The organism is Clostridium sp. CS1-1, assembly GCF_056135525.1.
This window is the reverse complement of the sequence record NZ_CM148680.1, coordinates 4,740,266-4,757,570: the sequence shown is the minus strand read 5'-3', so window position 1 is coordinate 4,757,570 and position 17,305 is coordinate 4,740,266. Positions and strand designations below refer to the sequence as shown.

15 protein-coding genes and 1 riboswitch are annotated in these 17,305 nt (G+C 31.5%); of the genes, 13 read left to right on the top strand and 2 right to left on the bottom strand.

The annotated features are described in order from the left end of the window. Window positions 1-35: 35 nt before the first annotated feature. The 3 genes from citC to AC0N0V_RS22420 all read left to right on the top strand — a co-directional run bounded on the left by citC (window position 36) and on the right by AC0N0V_RS22420 (window position 2,634). Complete coding sequence (gene citC / locus AC0N0V_RS22430; protein ID WP_474461126.1) at window positions 36-1,082, top strand: [citrate (pro-3S)-lyase] ligase; 1,047 nt, start codon at window positions 36-38, stop codon at window positions 1,080-1,082. A 4-nt stretch (window positions 1,083-1,086) separates the two neighbouring features. Further along, a complete protein-coding gene (citX, locus tag AC0N0V_RS22425; RefSeq protein WP_474461125.1) occupies window positions 1,087-1,704 on the top strand; it encodes a citrate lyase holo-[acyl-carrier protein] synthase in 618 nt (205 codons plus the stop codon). Between the two features lie 177 nt (window positions 1,705-1,881). Further along, complete coding sequence (locus AC0N0V_RS22420) at window positions 1,882-2,634, top strand: tetratricopeptide repeat protein (RefSeq protein WP_474461124.1); 753 nt, start codon at window positions 1,882-1,884, stop codon at window positions 2,632-2,634. Between the two features lie 141 nt (window positions 2,635-2,775). On the opposite strand, the gene AC0N0V_RS22415 is transcribed toward AC0N0V_RS22420, so the two are convergent. Continuing rightward, window positions 2,776-4,785 carry a sigma 54-interacting transcriptional regulator gene (locus tag AC0N0V_RS22415; protein WP_474461123.1) on the bottom strand — a complete coding sequence of 670 codons (2,010 nt, stop codon included), beginning with the start codon at window positions 4,783-4,785 and terminating at the stop codon, window positions 2,776-2,778. A gap of 406 nt (window positions 4,786-5,191) precedes the next feature. Between AC0N0V_RS22415 and ptsP the strand changes: the two genes are divergently transcribed. From ptsP to AC0N0V_RS22390, 5 genes are all read left to right on the top strand, one after another. Further along, complete coding sequence (gene ptsP, locus AC0N0V_RS22410; protein ID WP_474461122.1) at window positions 5,192-6,805, top strand: phosphoenolpyruvate--protein phosphotransferase; 1,614 nt, start codon at window positions 5,192-5,194, stop codon at window positions 6,803-6,805. 298 nt (window positions 6,806-7,103) lie between these two features. Beyond that, window positions 7,104-7,862 carry a DUF4652 domain-containing protein gene (locus AC0N0V_RS22405; RefSeq protein WP_474461121.1) on the top strand — a complete coding sequence of 253 codons (759 nt, stop codon included), beginning with the start codon at window positions 7,104-7,106 and terminating at the stop codon, window positions 7,860-7,862. 20 nt (window positions 7,863-7,882) lie between these two features. Next, entirely contained in the window at window positions 7,883-9,142 is a 1,260-nt protein-coding gene (locus AC0N0V_RS22400) for a tetratricopeptide repeat protein (protein WP_474461120.1), read from the top strand. A gap of 253 nt (window positions 9,143-9,395) precedes the next feature. Continuing rightward, window positions 9,396-9,713: a thioredoxin gene (gene trxA, locus AC0N0V_RS22395; protein ID WP_474461119.1), complete on the top strand. Its 318-nt coding sequence runs from the start codon at window positions 9,396-9,398 to the stop codon at window positions 9,711-9,713. A 105-nt stretch (window positions 9,714-9,818) separates the two neighbouring features. Next, window positions 9,819-10,682 (top strand): NAD(P)/FAD-dependent oxidoreductase, encoded by an 864-nt coding sequence (locus AC0N0V_RS22390; protein WP_474461118.1) that lies wholly within the window; start codon window positions 9,819-9,821, stop codon window positions 10,680-10,682. A gap of 87 nt (window positions 10,683-10,769) precedes the next feature. On the opposite strand, the gene AC0N0V_RS22385 is transcribed toward AC0N0V_RS22390, so the two are convergent. Beyond that, a complete protein-coding gene (locus AC0N0V_RS22385) occupies window positions 10,770-11,297 on the bottom strand; it encodes a cell wall hydrolase (protein ID WP_474461116.1) in 528 nt (175 codons plus the stop codon). A 2-nt stretch (window positions 11,298-11,299) separates the two neighbouring features. Next, a riboswitch (cyclic di-AMP (ydaO/yuaA leader) is annotated at window positions 11,300-11,428 on the bottom strand. Window positions 11,429-11,563: 135 nt separating this feature from the next. On the opposite strand from AC0N0V_RS22385, the gene cdaA reads away from it, so the two are divergent. The 5 genes from cdaA to ptb all read left to right on the top strand — a co-directional run bounded on the left by cdaA (window position 11,564) and on the right by ptb (window position 17,284). Then, window positions 11,564-12,412 carry a diadenylate cyclase CdaA gene (gene cdaA, locus AC0N0V_RS22380; RefSeq protein ID WP_474461115.1) on the top strand — a complete coding sequence of 283 codons (849 nt, stop codon included), beginning with the start codon at window positions 11,564-11,566 and terminating at the stop codon, window positions 12,410-12,412. Continuing rightward, entirely contained in the window at window positions 12,382-13,602 is a 1,221-nt protein-coding gene (locus AC0N0V_RS22375) for a CdaR family protein (protein ID WP_474461114.1), read from the top strand. The genes cdaA and AC0N0V_RS22375 overlap by 31 nt, the downstream gene beginning before the upstream one ends. A gap of 2 nt (window positions 13,603-13,604) precedes the next feature. Beyond that, complete coding sequence (locus tag AC0N0V_RS22370; protein WP_474461113.1) at window positions 13,605-15,200, top strand: NAD(P)/FAD-dependent oxidoreductase; 1,596 nt, start codon at window positions 13,605-13,607, stop codon at window positions 15,198-15,200. Window positions 15,201-15,279: 79 nt separating this feature from the next. Then, on the top strand, window positions 15,280-16,374 hold the full coding sequence (buk, locus tag AC0N0V_RS22365; RefSeq protein WP_474461112.1) for a butyrate kinase: 1,095 nt from the start codon (window positions 15,280-15,282) through the stop codon (window positions 16,372-16,374). Beyond that, window positions 16,367-17,284, top strand: coding sequence for a phosphate butyryltransferase (ptb, locus tag AC0N0V_RS22360; protein WP_474461111.1), 918 nt, complete (start codon window positions 16,367-16,369; stop codon window positions 17,282-17,284). The genes buk and ptb overlap by 8 nt, the downstream gene beginning before the upstream one ends. Window positions 17,285-17,305: the final 21 nt, after the last annotated feature.

Sequence of the window (17,305 nt, the reverse complement as noted above, 5' to 3'; positions counted from 1 at the left end):
AATAGGATACAGTACATGTAAAAGGGGTTAACGTGATGTATGATTTAAAACTTCAAAGTGTAAATTTGAAAAATAATGATGAAAGAGCTACTGTAATTAAGTTCTTAGAACAGTTTAAATTGACTCTAGATAAAGATGTAGATTATACAGTTGTTTTAAGCGATGTGAAAGGGGAAATTAAGGCTACTTGTTCTAAGGCAAAAAATGTATTTAAGTGTTTTGCTGTAGCTGAGGATTTAAGGGGAGAAAATATAACTTCAACACTTATAACACATTTAGTTGATAAGCTCTTTGAAGATGGAATATTTCACAGTTTTGTCTTTACAAAGCCAGATAAAGTAAAAATGTTTACATCATTAAATTTTAAGCTATTATATGAAGTGGAAGAAGCTGCTCTTTTAGAGTATGGAATTTATGATATAAACAAGTCCCTAGATAAGATGGTAGATAAGTATGCTATTAATATAGAAAAGCCAAAAGGGGCTTTGGTTATGAATTGCAATCCATTTACTAAAGGGCATAGATATTTAATACAAGAGGCGGCTAAGAGTTGCGAGGAGGTATTACTATTTATTGTGGAGGAAGATAAATCACTTTTCCCATTTGAAGATAGATATTCTATTGTAAAGGAAGGAGTGAAAGACTTAAAAAATGTGATTGTAATACCTGGAAGTGAGTATATTATATCTTCCGTGACATTTCCATCATATTTTATAAGGAAAGAAAATGAAAGAATGAAGGCCTATCAAAAAATTGATTCTGGTATTTTTGGTAAGTATTTTTGCAATAAGTTTAAGATAAAAAAGAGATTTGTAGGGGAGGAGCCTTACTGCAATGTTACAGGTGCCTATAATGAAACATTAAAAACTATATTACCTAATTACGGGGTAGAGGTTATAGAGTTAGAAAGAAAAAAGTATTGTGAAGAATATATAAGTGCATCTAGAGTAAGAGAACTAATAAAAGAAAATGAGTTGCTTAAAGTAAAGGACATAATTCCTGATGTAACTTGGAACTTCCTAAATTCTAAAAAAGGGAAGGAGATAGTTGAGAGAATAAAACTTACTAATTCTCCACATTAAGATTATGAATGAAGATATTCTGGAATTGAAGGATGAAGAAATACAAATCCTAAAATCTATTTATAAAATATTTACAGTAGGGTCATGCAGTAATTATACAATTGACAAATATATAAAAAGATATACTCCTGAAGATATACTCATGGAAAGAGAAGAAAGAGTGTTTAATCAACAGGAATTAATTGAAAAATATAAGTCAACCCTAATTACTATTAGAGTAAATTATCCAGGAATAAATAAGAATAATTATGTATCATTCGGAATAATAAAAGAATTAAGTAGTCTAGCGGTAACTAAGTTTGAAGATAACATATTATATAAGGGCTTTAACATAACTGCAGAAGGACCAATAGTAAATATAATTATAGACAGAGACCCAATTGATGTTAAATGTAGTACTGTTGATATGGAAGAGAACCATCTTCTAGGAAGATGTATTGATATAGATGTATATGATAAAAATGGTATCAGTTTGAGTAGAAGGGAACTTGGAATGAAGCAAAGAAAGTGTTACATTTGTGGTGATATTGCTCAGAACTGTGTAAGGTGTCAAAGACATGGCTTAGTGGAAATCAAGGAGTTCCTTAGAAGGAAATATGAAAATTACTGTGAAATAAAGTAGATGTTGAAGAAACATGTGAATAATGGATATAATATAAATAATGTTACATTTGTTATGGGGAGTTTAAGCCATGATGTATGAGATAACTTTTTATCCGTCACCAGGGCTTGTTTTATGTATACTTAATAGGGTACATATGAGTTAAGAAGAATACAGTGATGAAGAGGGGAGTATGTCATGGGATCTAAGGATGGGAGAAGTAGATTCTCGGAAAACCTATTAACAAGATTTTCATTAAGGATTAAGGTAATAATATTTTTATGCTTAAGTATAATTGTCATAGGAATAGCATATAGAACAGCAGTTAATAATAGGTTAAACAATAAGAGTATTATAGAAAAGATAAATAAAGCTGACAATGATACAAATAATACGGAATCCTTTATACAAAATAAAAATGAACAAAGTAAGTCTGAAGAGGCAAAACATCAAGAAGAAAAGATCAATAAACTAGAAGCCGTATACCAAGATAGTTACAAAGCGTTTGGAGAAAAAAGATACGAAGATACGATAAAATTAGCTAACAAAATTATAGCAGAAGATTCAAAGTTTTATAAGGCTTATAACATTAGAGGTATAGCACTGTGCTATAGCAGTAATTATATTGATGGAATGAAAGATATAGATAAGTCACTAGAGTTGAAATCGGACTTTGGATACGCTAGATTTAACAAGGCTCTTGCATATGAATTATACGGATACTATGATGACTCACTAAAGTGGTATGATAAAGCATTGGAAGTTGAAAATTATATTTGGAGTTATTATGGTAAGGCAAGCATTTACGGAAGACGAGGAGATATAGAGAATACTGTTAAGTACTTAAAGGTTGCTATAGATATGTCACCCGATATTAAGAAAATAGCAGAAAATGAGGCGGACTTCAATCCTGTAAGAAATTCTAAGAAATTTCAAGAGCTTATAAAATAAATTTTATTTGACGATTGGTTTTAAGTAGCCATGATAAAAACTTAATTTATTTTTATGATAGAGTTAGTTTATTATATTTTTAATAATCCCCAGCAGTTATTAACTGTTGGGGATTATTAAATTTTAAATTTGTGGATAAACTTAAAGATTTTCTATATCAATTCCATACTTTTTGCATTTTAGGGCTACAGTTCTATGGGTGATACCTAAAACTTTCCCTGCTTTATTGTAGCTTTTATGTTTTCTCATTGCTAGCGTTATAATTTCTTTTTCGTATTCATCCAAAGGTTGAATAATACCATTTTTAAGATTTATTAAAGTATCATCTGATGAATTTTCATTTTTTATATAGAAAGGTAAATCTTTTTCGGTGATTGTACTTTCTTCACACATATTTATAGCTCTTTCTATAATGTTTTCAAGCTCTCTAATGTTTCCAGGCCAATGATATTCTTGAAGATATAACAGGGATTTTTTATCTATGCCAATAATGTTCTTGTTTAACTTATTATTTATTTTTTTTATAAAATATTCTACTAATAGATTTATATCTTCTCTTCTATCTCTCAATGGTGGAAGCATAATACTTATTACATTTAGTCTATAATAAAGATCTTCTCTAAATTTATTTTCTTTTATCATTTCCTCTAGATTTCTGTTGGTTGCTGCTATAATTCTTACATCAACAGTTTGAGTTGTAAGTCCGCCAATACTCTCAAACTCTCTCTCCTGCAAAACTCTTAAAAGTTTTACTTGCATAGTAAAAGGCATATCACCTATTTCATCTAAGAATATAGTACCTCCATTTGCTATGTTAAACTTACCAGGTTTACTTTTTATGGCCCCAGTGAAGGCCCCTTTCTCATAACCAAATAGCTCACTTTCAATCAAGTTTTCTGGAATGGCAGCACAGTTAACTCTTACAAAAGGTTTATCTTTTCTGTCACTATTATTATGAATAGCCTTTGCTATAAGCTCTTTACCAGTTCCGCTTTCCCCTCTTACCAGGACTGTTGATGTAGATTGAGAGGCTTTTTGGGCTACGATAATACAATCCTTTAGTGTGCTACTGCACCCAATTATTGACTTGAAAGATCCACTTATCTCTACATGTCTTTTTAGCTCTTCCTTGTAATAATTTAATTCTTCTTCAGAGGCTTCAAGTTTTTTTACTAAATCTTTAAGCTCACTAACTGCTTTGGATATAGAAATAACACCTTTGAAAGTCCCATCTATAAATATAGGTGCAACAGAAGAAATTGTTGCTATACTTCCTTTACGATGAACTGTATTTTCAATAGGCTTCTTTGTTTCAAATACTGTATTTCTTAACCCAGTTGGAGAGATATCTAATAAATCTTTTCCTACAATATCAGAACTTTTTATTCCGAAGTGTTCTTCATAAGAGGGATTTACGTAACTAATAATTCGTCTTTCATCAACAAAGCAAATTAAGTCATGAGATATTTCCAATATTTTTTTAAATTTTTCATTTAATTCCTTTATACCTGTAAGTTCCGAAATATCTTGAAATACACCTAATGCCCCAATTACCTTGTTATTAGAAAAAATGGGAGATCTGTTAGTAATAACAAGATGGTTATTAATATACTGGGTTTCGCCCACTTTGCGCTCCTTTGATATCAATACATTATGAAGATCGGATGTAGGAATAATTTCTTGTACATGGCGTCCTATAACATCCCCCAACTGTTTATCAATAACCTTTAAGGAATAATCGTTCATTGCAGTAATATGAGCATTTACATCTATGACTAAAATTCCAACAGGTATATTTTTAACAATCTGTTCATAAGCAATAGTGTTTTCTTCAATTATATGATCTATTTTAGACAGTGTATTATTATTAGAACTTATACCAGTAGCTATAAAATCACAGAGTTTTAATACGGCTGTTTGTCCACTATTATTCTCCTCATCACATGAAATCTCAATTATTTCGTTTTCTCTAACCTTTAGAGATATTAAAGCGAGCATACTAATAGCCAAGGGGTCTTTAGTGTGTAAATTTTTTATATATAGATTTGTATTATATTTACTCTTAAGCTCGTCAGCTTTATGGACTATCATTGCTGCAATTCTTGTGTGAATTCCATTTGGAATAGAAACAATAACATTTTTTTTATACATAATTCACCTCTAGTTGATAAAAAATATCATATATTAGTAAAGTGTTGATAAAAATTATCAATTATAATGATATAGCAAAAAGCTTTGTAAGTCCAGTGGTTTATAGTGGGTCTTCAATACTAGGTAGAGGCTTTCTAAATATATGTTGATAATTTTTATCAAACAAATTTCGATATATATTTATAAAATTCGTCAAATTAGACAGATGATTATAAATTTATATTTTACACCTCAGTTTTGGCTAGAAAAATAGAGAGATGCATAAGATAATATTAAAAAACAAATAAGTTCTTTAAGTATTGGCATATAAATTGCTTCTAATATTATTGATTTAAAAAGAAATTAACTTTAGTTTTGAAATATAGGTCATTAAGAATTGGAGATTATTTAAGGAGGATAAACAATAATGATAAAGGGAATAGCAGCTTCAAAAGGATATGCGATTGGTACTGTATTTATAAAGGAAGAAAGTGAAGTTAAAGTTGAAGAAAGAAAAATAGAGGATATACAGGCAGAAAAACAAAGATTTAATAAAGCTTTAGAATCATCAAAAAATCAATTGCAAAAAATAAAGGAAAAGGCGGAAAGAGAACTAGGAGCAGATAAAGCAGCGGTTTTTGAAAGTCATATGATGTTATTAGAAGATCCAGAGTTTGCTGGAGCTGTAGAAATGGGAATTGAAAGTAACAAAGTAAATGCAGAGAAGGCTCTCGATGATGTTTTAAATATGTATGCAGGAATATTTGCTGCCATGGAAGATGAGTATATGAGAGAAAGAGGAGCGGACATAAAAGACGTTGGAAATAGAATACTTGCAAATTTAGTAGGAAAATCTTCAGGGCTCTTAGAATATGAAGATAACACAATAGTAGTTGCGCATGATTTAACCCCTTCAGATACAGCACAATTAGATAAAAGTAAGGTTATAGCATTTTTAACTAACATTGGAGGAAGGACTTCTCATAGTGCGATTATGGCAAGAACATTAGAGATACCAGCGATTGTCGGATTGCAAGAGATAACATCATCAGTTAAAAATGGAGATACTATTATTGTAGATGGAATAGAAGGAATTGCTATAGTTAATCCAGATGAACAAACAATAAAGTTATATGAGAACAAGAAAGAAGCTTATGAAAAAGAAAGAGAAGAACTTAAAAAGTTAATAGATATTAAAACAGTTACAAAAGCAGGAAAGCGTGTAGAGGTGGCAGGAAACATAGGGAAACCGGAAGATATTCATCAAGTACTAGCAAATGGTGGAGATGGAATAGGACTTTTCAGAACTGAATTTCTATACATGGATAGAGATGATATGCCAGGGGAAGAGGAACAGTTTGAATCATATAAATACGCAGTTGAAAAGATGGAAGGAAGACCAGTTGTTATAAGAACACTTGATATAGGTGGAGATAAAAAGCTTCCATACTTACCATTACCTGAGGAAATGAATCCTTTCCTAGGATATAGAGCTATAAGATTATGTCTTGATAGAAAGGATATATTTAAGGTCCAGCTAAGAGCATTACTTAGAGCGTCAGCTTTCGGTAACTTGAAAATAATGTTCCCAATGATAGCTTCTTTGGAAGAGTTCCAACAAGCTAAAGAGATGCTAAAAGAATGTATGGAAGAGTTAAGAAATGAAGGAAAAGAGTTTAATGAAGGTTTAGAGACAGGTATAATGGTAGAAATACCAGCTGCAGCAGTTAATGCTGATGAACTTGCGAAATATGTAGATTTCTTTAGTATAGGAACCAATGATTTAATACAATATACTTTAGCAGCAGATAGAATGAATGAGAAAATATCTTATCTTTACAATCCAATGCACCCAGCAGTGTTAAAGCTTATAAAGATGACTATAGAAGCAGCACATAAAGAAGGAAAGTGGTGTGGAATGTGTGGTGAAATGGCAGGAGATGAAAAAGCTATTTCTACACTAGTAGAGTACGGCCTAGATGAATTTTCTATGAGTGCATCATCTATATTAAATGCAAAAAAATTAATAATGGAAAACTAATTTAAACAGCTTACTCTTTTTTAACATAAACAGAGTTCTTAGAGGCTTTGCCACTTAGAACTCGTTATCCAGGGACGTAGCCGATTTTTACTCCCCCTTGGAGAAGGGGGAGTATTAGAGCGGGTAGTCATCGGATAAATAAAACCTGAACTGAAATTAAATTTCAGTTCAGGTTTTATTTATGTTAAAATATCAACCCGAAAAACATATTTTAGTATATAATATTAAATATATACATGAAAAGCTAAATGCATAAAAAGTAAAATGTAAAATTTATACTTAAGGAGGAATTAAAATAATGAGATTAAAAAATAAAAAAAGGATATATACACTATGTTCAATATCAATTGTACTAGCATTAGCATTATCTGCTTGCTCAAGTCCAAAGAAAGAGGTAACTAAGACTAATAATGAAACACCTACAAAACAAGAGGATGTAAATAAGAATGCTAATAGTAGCAATTTACAAAATGAAAATAAGGAAGTAAAGCCAGCCAGTACGCAGAATTATAATGTTCCCCAATTTGTCAAAAAAACACTAGAAAAAAATGAAAAGCCATCATTCAATACACCTTGGAAGTATTCTGAAAATAAAAGTCATAGTGCCTGTATAGAAGGTAAGGGAGTATCGGCAAAAGAAGAAGGGATAGGCAAGATATATTTAAAGGATAATAGTAACATATTTAGTTTTGAATTATTGGACAATAAGAAAGTCTCTCCAATATATATAGAGTGGGCTGACAATAAAAATTTATTTGTAATTATAGGATCAGCTTTTGGGACTGTTTCCAAGGGAGGAAACTTATATTCACTTAATATTGATACAGGGAAGGTATCCCTAATACTTGAACCTTCAGATAAGAAGCAGGAAATAATGTCTATACAAAAAGTTGGAGGTAGCCTAAATTTAAAGGTGAATGTATATGAAGATGATAACTATACAAAATCTCACACAGAGAGTTGGAGCATTAGTTCCTTTGATATAGGTTTAAATAAGAAAATGGAAGTGAAAAATTCTGAAGGAAAAGTAGTTTATATGATTAACGGAAATAATTAATAATCTAAGGGGAATAATGTATGAATAAGTCAAAGAAGATATACATTAAAGCATTAGATAAGTATAACGATGGATATATAGATAAAGCTATAGATTTATGTGAAGAAAGTATATCCATAGATATTAAAAATGCGGCCTCCATAAATCTTAAAGGGCTTTTGTGTTATCTAAAAGGAGATTTAGACAGTGCGCAAAGGCTCTGGAAGATGAATAAGCAGACCAATAGAGATGCCATATCAGAGAAGTATCTAGAAGATACAAAGGAAGATGTTGAAAGACTAAAGCTTTATCAAATTTCATTAGATTTTATTAAGGAGTTAAGAATACAGGAGGCAATAAGCTTATTAAAAAAGTGTACACAAAGTGATTTTAATTATATTAATGTTAATAATCAGTTAGCCCTATGTTATATGAAAAAAGCTGAGTATGATAAAGTGCTTGAATATATAAATAAGGTTTTTCAAGTAGATAAGTATAATACTATAGCTAATGATATTAGAAAGAGCTTAGAAAGCTGTGGGATGATAAAAGAGAAAAGTGTCCTGAAAAAAACTACTTATATTCTAGTTGTTTTTTGTTTGATTGCTGTTATAGCATCTTCTTTATTTGTTATTAGGATGATTAAAAGCAAACAGTATTTACCAATCATAGATAAATTCACGCTGGAGTCGACTGATTCTGATAGGGATGCAAAAAAACAAGTTAATCCAGTAGTTGTAGAAACATCCAAGAATAGTAGAGAAAATAACAATAAAACTGAGACGGTGGCTTTTCCAAATGATAAAATAAAAGTTAATATTGAAAATAAGGACTTTGAAGCTATTTATGATGAAGTTCTTAGATGGAAGGATAAAAATTTAGGTGTTAACGATAAAGTCATATTATCAAATGCTGAAGAAATAATAAAAGCTGAGGGAGTTGATTATTTTTACAGTAAGGGATATAGCTATATGAGTAATAAGGACTATTTAAATGCAAAAGTATACTTTTTAAAAGCTTATGAAGTAGGTAAGAGTCATTACCTATATCCTCACATAGTTTATATGTTAGGTACCACATGTCACTTATTAGGAGATGATGAAAATACGATAAAATACTATACTCAATATGATCAAGCATCTCCTAATGGTGAATACGAGGAAACTGTGTTGTATACATTAGCTATTATATATAAAGATGTAAACCGATCGGTTGCAAAAAACTATGCTGAAAAATTAATAGCAACTTATCCATCATCAATATATAATAATTCGATAATTGGAGAACTGGTAAATAACTAAATTAAATCTGATATTAATTAACAATGTAGTGATTATTTAATTATAATGCCGTTATTTTGTATTTTGTAAAATATAGATAGCTAAAATAATTAACGAATATATATCGCTAAAAGAGAAGAAAATAACTGTGATAATGCTGGGAAGTTAAATGTAGTTACTGAATTAAAACTATAAGTTATTGACTAATTAAATGTTTTGAGTTAATATTAAAACATAAAACATACCCTTGCAGGGTATATATGGAGGTATAAAAATGATACAAGAAATAAAAGATATGAACTTTTCTGAAATAATTGAAAGTGCATCTACACCTGTAGTTATAGACTTTTGGGCTCCATGGTGTGGACCTTGTAAAATGCTTGGACCTGTAGTTGAGGAGATTGCTGGAGAACTTAATGATAAGGCACAGTTTTTTAAATTAAACGTTGATGAAAACTCTGCAACATCAGCACAATATAAAATTTCAAGTATACCTACTATTATGGTATTTAAAAATGGAAATGTAGTGGATACATTAGTGGGATTTAGGCCAAAGGATGCAATAAAGAATCTAGTAGAAAAACATATATAATTATTAATTTAAATGACAAGTTAACTAAGTGTTAATTTGTCATTTTATATATAGAATGAATAGTATAATAAATAATGATGCCTAAAGTTATAAGGAGTGAGGTTAATGAATGAAAGATATGATATAGCTATAGTGGGAAGTGGTCCAGCAGGGCTATCGGCAGCAATAAATGCTAAAATAAGAAATAAAAATATAATTATATTTGGCAGTAAAGATTTAAGTAATAAAATTGTAAAAGCGCCTAAGGTAAATAATTATTTAGGCTTATATGAAGTAACAGGAAACGATATGAAGGAAAGGTTTCAGGAACATATTAATTCGATGGGTATAAGTGTAACCTTTGAAAGAATAAATGCTATATACTCAATGGGTGATTACTATGCTTTAGCGGTTAATGATAAAATGTATGAAGCAAAGACTATCATTTTAGCTACAGGAATAGAGTATACTAAACCGTTAAAAGGGGAAGAAGAATTTTTGGGTAGGGGTGTCGGATACTGTGCTACATGTGACGCACCTTTATATAGGGGAAAAATAGTAACTATTATAGGATATAATAAAGAGGCAGAAGAAGAAACCAATTATGTTAGTGAGTTAGCCGAAAAAGTTTATTATATTCCTATGTATAAAGGAAATTATCACCTAAAAAGAGGTAACATTGAAATAGTTAAGGATAGACCTTTAGAAATACAGGGGGAAGACAGAGTTACAAGGATTATTTTAAAGGAAAAAGAAATAACTACAGATGGAGTTTTTGTGTTAAAAGATAGTGTAGCTCCAAATCAGCTTGTACCAGGACTTTTGGTGGAGAACGATCATATAAAGGTAAACCTAAATATGGAGACTAACCTTCAGGGATGTTTTGCAGCGGGAGATTGTACAGGCAAACCATATCAATACCTAAGAGCTGCTGGCCAAGGTCAGGTAGCTGCATTAAATGCGGTTTCCTACTTAGATGGACAAAAATAGTAAAACTAAAATAAACCCATCATTTGTAAGTATGGTGGGTTTACTGGTATATGTGCTTAGCTAATGATTAGCTAAAAAATGATATGTCTAGTTAACTACAAAAAATACATGGTTTCCTATAGTTTTTACATTCTTCTTATCTATATTTTTCATCCATTTAGATGTTGCTATCCTAGGATTGTAGAAAAATACAGCTCTTTCAGTTGGATCTTCCCCTTTTAATGCTTGAAATACAGCCTTATAACTACTTTCATCAGGAACTACATCTATTTTGCCATTTCTTACACAGGAAAAAGCACCCTTCTGTTTAACTACACCTTCAACTGTTTTTGGAAATTCAGGATATTTTAAGCGATTTAAAATAACTGAGGCAACAGCAACCTTGCCTTCAAAAGGTTCACAATTACTCTCTGCATACACAACCTTAGCCATCAGATGTATATCATTTTGAGTAATATATATTTTTTTATCAAGGTAGTTAAAAACTTGAACGACTTCAGCCTCTTGATTAAACAATGTTGTGTCTATGTTATTAGAATCTTTTGCACTAACTTTAGCGCAATGCAGAAGTAATAACAAGAACAAAAATGCTACACAATAAGTAATCTTTTTCAATTAAATCCTCTCCTTATTACCAACGGGGTTAGCTGACGGGTTCGGTAAAGGCATAACCTACGTAAAATACGATTCACCCCAAAATTTTGGTTTCCCCGCGTTTTATAAAAAAACTTAGGCTAATGGTATTGTACCCACTAATTCGAAAAAAATACAAATGATAATGTTTTTATTAATATTTTATAAAAATAAATTTACATATGATATAAACAATATTAAATAGTGTATAATTGTAAATAGGATTATTTATTAGGATGGTGAAGTGGGTGGAGATTTTAGACATAGTAATTAATTCTATCAAAAATATTAGCATATCGTCAGTAATGGATATACTAGTAGTTTCCTTTATTTTTTATAAGGGATATACATTGATAAGGGAAACGAGAGCGGAACAACTTTTAAAGGGGATCATACTTATTATTTTACTTATTCCAGTAAGTAGTTTTTTTCATTTAACTATGCTTAACTGGATTTTAACTAAGACAATAACTATCGGGGTACTTTCTTTTATTATCATCTTCCAACCAGAAATACGCAGGGCACTTGAACATTTGGGACGAACTGCATTTAATGACAAATATCTACTGGAAGACGATGAAACCATGGAGCTTGTAATTACAGAAATTACTAATGCTGTGGAAAACTTGGCTAAGGACAGAACTGGAGCCATAATAATAATAGAACAATTAACTGGTCTTGGAGATATAATAAATACTGGTACAGTATTAGATGCCAGTGTTTCCTCTGCGCTTATAGAAAATATCTTTGTTGTTAATACACCGTTACATGATGGAGCGACCATCATAAGAAATGACAGGATTATTTCTGCAGGGTGTTTTTTACCGTTAACTAACAGTCAAGATATTAGTAAAAAACTAGGAACAAGACATAGGGCAGCTATTGGAATATCTGAGAATTCTGATGCACTGATTATAGTTGTATCTGAAGAGACTGGTACAATTTCACTTGCAGTAAATGGTATCCTTACAAGAAACTATACAAAAGAAAAACTTAAGGATATTCTCATTAGAATAATTAAAAAAAGGCAGAGTAGAAAACTGACTTTTAGGGAGCAGGTGAGAAAATGGATGAAAATAGTAAAAATCAAAAAATAGTTGTTAAAGTATGTTGTGTCATAGCGTCTTTTGTTTTATGGTTATATATATTTAATGTGGAAAATCCTATAAGGGAGCGAAAAATTATCGTTCCAGTACAGGTAATAAACAAAGATATGTTACTACCTTCAAAATTAGTACCAATTGGAGCAGAGCAGCTAAGTATAACATTAAATATAAGAGGAAATGCTTCAGATATATACTCCATAAAGCCTGAAGACTTCAAACTAGAGTCAGATTTGAGTGCTTATGTTGTAAAAAAAGGAGAGAATAGAGTACCTGTCGAGGTAAAGAGGTATCCACAGAACATAAGAATTGTAAATGATGAGAGTCTATGGGTTACGGTAATACTAGATGATTTGATAAAAAAGATTGTTCCAATTAAGGTAGAGTCTGAAGGTAAAACAAAAGAGGGATTTTATGCTCTACAGCCTACATTAGATATTAAGGAAGTAGAAGTTAGCGGTCCATCTCAGGAATTAAGTTCTATAAATAGTGTAGTTGCAAAATGTAATATAAACAATGTAGTAAAGGATATAAATATCGTATTACCTCTTCAAGCAGAAAATGCTTCGGGGATATATATTAAAAATGTAAAGATTAATCCAGAATCAGTGCAAGTTAATATTCCTGTAAAAAAAATAAAGAGTGTACCTATTAGTGTAAAAACCCAAGGTAGTTTAGAAAACGGAGGGGTAATAATATCTATGGGTTCATTACCAGAAAAGATAGATATAGCAGGTGAGGAAAAAGTACTATCTAGTATAAACGGTCTAGATACAGAACCTATAGATTTAAGTAAATTAAATGGCAAAGATACTGAAGAGGCAAAGCTTATAGTTCCAAAGGATGTAATGCTTATAAATAGTAATGGAGTAGTAAAAGTTAAAGTTAGTTATGATAAAGGAATCCAAAAAGAGTTAAATATAGATATACAAACTAAAAATATTGGGAATGATTATACTGTTGATTTAAGTAATAGCAAAACCACTATAGTTGTTTCAGGTTTGGAAAGTGTTTTAAACAATCTAAAAATGGAAAGCATAGAGTGCTTTGTAGATTTAAATAATCTACAAGAAGGAGAGCATGTAGTATCAGTTGTTTTAAATCTCCCTCAAGGGGTATCAAAGCTATCACAAAATCCAGTAAATATAAAAGCAACAATTAAGAAAAAAGATATTGGAGGATAAATATGTCAATTAGGATAAGTAATATAACAATGAATATAGATGATGATATAGAATTATTACAGAAAAAAGCTACAAAAAGATTAAAGATAACTAATACAGACATTAGTGAATTTAAAATATTAAGAGAATCTATTGATGCTAGAAGAAAGGATAATATAAAGTTTAACTATACAGTAGAAATTATATGTCAAGATGAGAAGAGGATTGTTGCAAAAGCTAACGATAAGGATATAAAAATAGAAGCAGAATATAATGAAGAATTGATATTAGGATCGAAGAAAATGAATCACAGGCCAGTTATAGTTGGTATGGGACCTGCAGGGATGTTTGCAGGTCTTTTGATGGCCCAAAAAGGTTATAGGCCATTGATTATTGAAAGAGGCGAAAAGGTTGAAGATAGAACAAAATCAATAGAAAAGTTTTGGAGTATTGGAGAATTAAACTTGGAATCTAATGTGCAATTTGGAGAAGGGGGTGCAGGAACTTTTTCAGATGGGAAGCTTACCACAAGAATAAAGGATACAAGATGTGACTTTGTATTACATGAACTTGTAAAAGCTGGAGCTCCAAAAGAAATTCTATATAGTGGGAAACCTCATGTTGGTACTGATATTCTAAAAACAGTAGTTAAAAATATAAGGGAGAGAATAATTGAACTTGGCGGAGAAGTAAGATTTAATAGCAAGTTAGAGAATATAAAAATAAAAGACAAAAGAATAAAATCTATTATTGTAAATAATGAAGAGATTCCATGCGAAAACTTAGTGCTAGCGATAGGCCATAGCTCAAGAGATACTTATGAAATGATGCATAGAAATGGAATATTCATGGAGGCGAAGGCATTTGCTATAGGTGTAAGAGTTGAGCACTCTCAACAAATGATGAATTTAAATCAATATGGAAAGTATGCTAATCATCCAAGGCTTAAAGCTGCTGATTATAAACTTACCTACAATACAAAAGATAAAAGAGGGGTATACAGTTTTTGTATGTGTCCAGGAGGAGAGGTGGTGGCTGCTGCTTCTGAGGAAGGTATGCTGGTTACTAATGGAATGAGCTACTATAAAAGGGATAAAGAAAATGCTAATTCAGCCATTGTAGTTACAGTAGGAAATGATGACTTTGAAGGAAACACACCACTTAAGGGGATGGAATTCCAGAGACACTATGAAAGATTGGCTTATTTATTAGGTGGGGAAGGATATAAAGCACCTGTTCAATTGGTAGGGGACTTTTTAAAGGACCAAATCTCTAATAAATTAGGCAATATAAAGCCTACTTATAAGCCAGGATATGAGTTCAAGAATTTGAGAGAATGCCTTCCAGGTTGTGTAACTGATTCATTAAAGGAAGCTTTTATTAATTTTGATAAGAAAATTAAAGGATTTGCAAGTGAAGATGCAGTTTTGACAGGAATTGAAACAAGAACATCAGCACCAGTAAGGGTATCTAGAAATGAAGCACTGCAAAGTATTTCAGTAGAAGGATTGTATCCAACCGGAGAAGGGGCTGGATTTGCGGGAGGAATAGTATCAGCGGCAGTAGATGGGCTGAAAGTTGCAGAAAATATAATGAAAGAATACAAGTCATTATATTAATTTTTCTGAAAAATAAATTTTGAGCATATTTCTGCTAAAATATAGGTGGGGAATAAATCGATTACATGGAGGTACGCTTATGTACAAGCATTACTTTATACTTGCAATTAATCCAGGTTCAACTTCGACAAAATTATCGTTATTTAAAGGTGAGCAGTGTATAGCTACGGATAACTTAACACATAGCACGGAAGAACTAAAAAAATATAATAGTATATATGAGCAAAGGGAAATGCGTGCTGAAGTTATACTAAATTGGCTCCAAAAACAGAGAGTTAACGTTGAAGATTTATCAGCCATTGTAGGTAGGGGAGGACTTTTAAGACCTATGCCAGGTGGGACTTATAAAGTTACAGAAAAGATGCTTGAAGATTTAAAAATAGGATACCAAGCAGAGCATGCTTCGAATCTAGGGGGAATTATAGCAGATAACATAGCCAAGAAGGCTAACTTACCAGCATTTATAGTAGATCCTGTAGCTGTAGACGAAATAGTGGATGAAGCAAGGATATCTGGAATTCCAGAAATTCCAAGACGTTCACTTGTTCATGCGCTAAATATTAAGGCTGTTACGAGAAGAGTATGTGCTGATTTAAATAAAGACTTTAGTAATAGTTCTTTTGTTGTGGCACATTTAGGCGGAGGAATTTCAATATCGCCTGTTAAAGATGGAAGAATACTCGACGCAAACAATGCTAATGAGGAAGGCCCATTTTCACCAGAAAGAACTGGAGGTCTTCCATGTGGTGATTTAATTAAACTAGCCTTTAGTGGGAAATATACTTATGGTGGGCTTAAGAAAAAGATAGTTGGAGAAGGTGGGCTTACTGGGTATTTAGGAACTAATGATGGAAGAGAAGTAAATAGAAGAATAGAAGCTGGCGATAAAAAGGCTGAAATTATTCTAAAGGCTATGGCGTATCAAATTTCAAAAGAGATTGGAGCTATGGCTACAGTATTAAGTGGAAAAATTGATGCGATAATACTAACTGGAGGTATGGCCTATAACAAGAAACTTACAGATATAATTGAAGAAATGATAAGTTTTATAGCTCCAGTAAAATTAGTTCCAGGTGAAGATGAAATGCTGGCATTAATGAAAGGTGCATTAAGAGTATTAAAAGGCGAAGAAAAAGCAAAAATTTATGAACAAGAGGTGTGTATAAATGATTAAGAATTTTCAAGAAGTTTTACAAAAAGTACAAAGCTTAGAGACAAAAAAGATTGCAGTAGCTGTGGCACAAGACAAACCAGTTTTAGAAGCAGTAATGGATGCAAAAGAAAAAGGAATTGCAGATGCTGTATTAGTTGGAGATAAGGTAAAGATATCTGAAATTGCAGCTGAAATAGGAATGGATTTAAGCAAGTTTGAAATAATTGAAGAAGCAGATTCAAGGAAAGCAGCTGTTAAAGCTGTTGAGCTAGTTTCAACTGGTAAAGCAGATATGCTGATGAAAGGTCTTATTGACACTGCAAACTTCTTAAGAGCTGTGTTAAATAAAGAAGTTGGTTTAAGAACTGGAATGCTTATGTCACACGTAGGTGTTTTTGAGATACCAGGTTATGATAGATTAATATTAATAACAGATGCTGCATTTAATATGTACCCAGAACTTAAGGACAAAATTGATATTGTGAAAAATTCAGTAACTGTTGCTCATTCACTAGGAATTGAGAAGCCAAAAGTTGCACCTGTATGTGCAGTAGAAGTAGTAAACCCTAATATGCCAGCAACTATTGATGCCTCAATCCTTTCAAAAATGAATGATAGAGGACAAATAAAGGGATGTATTATTGATGGACCACTAGCATTAGATAATGCATTATCAGAAGAAGCTGCTGAGCACAAAGGCGTTACAGGACCAGTTGCAGGAAAGGCAGATATATTATTAATGCCGAACATAGAATCAGGAAATATAATGTATAAAACATTAACATATACAACTAAATGTAAGAGTGGTGCATTATTAGTAGGAACATCAGCACCAGTTGTACTTACTTCTAGAAGCGATAGTCATGAGACAAAAATGAATGCCATTGCTTTGGCAGCTTTAGTTGCTAATCAGTTAGGTAAGAACAAGTAGTTTTATAAAATAATTACATAA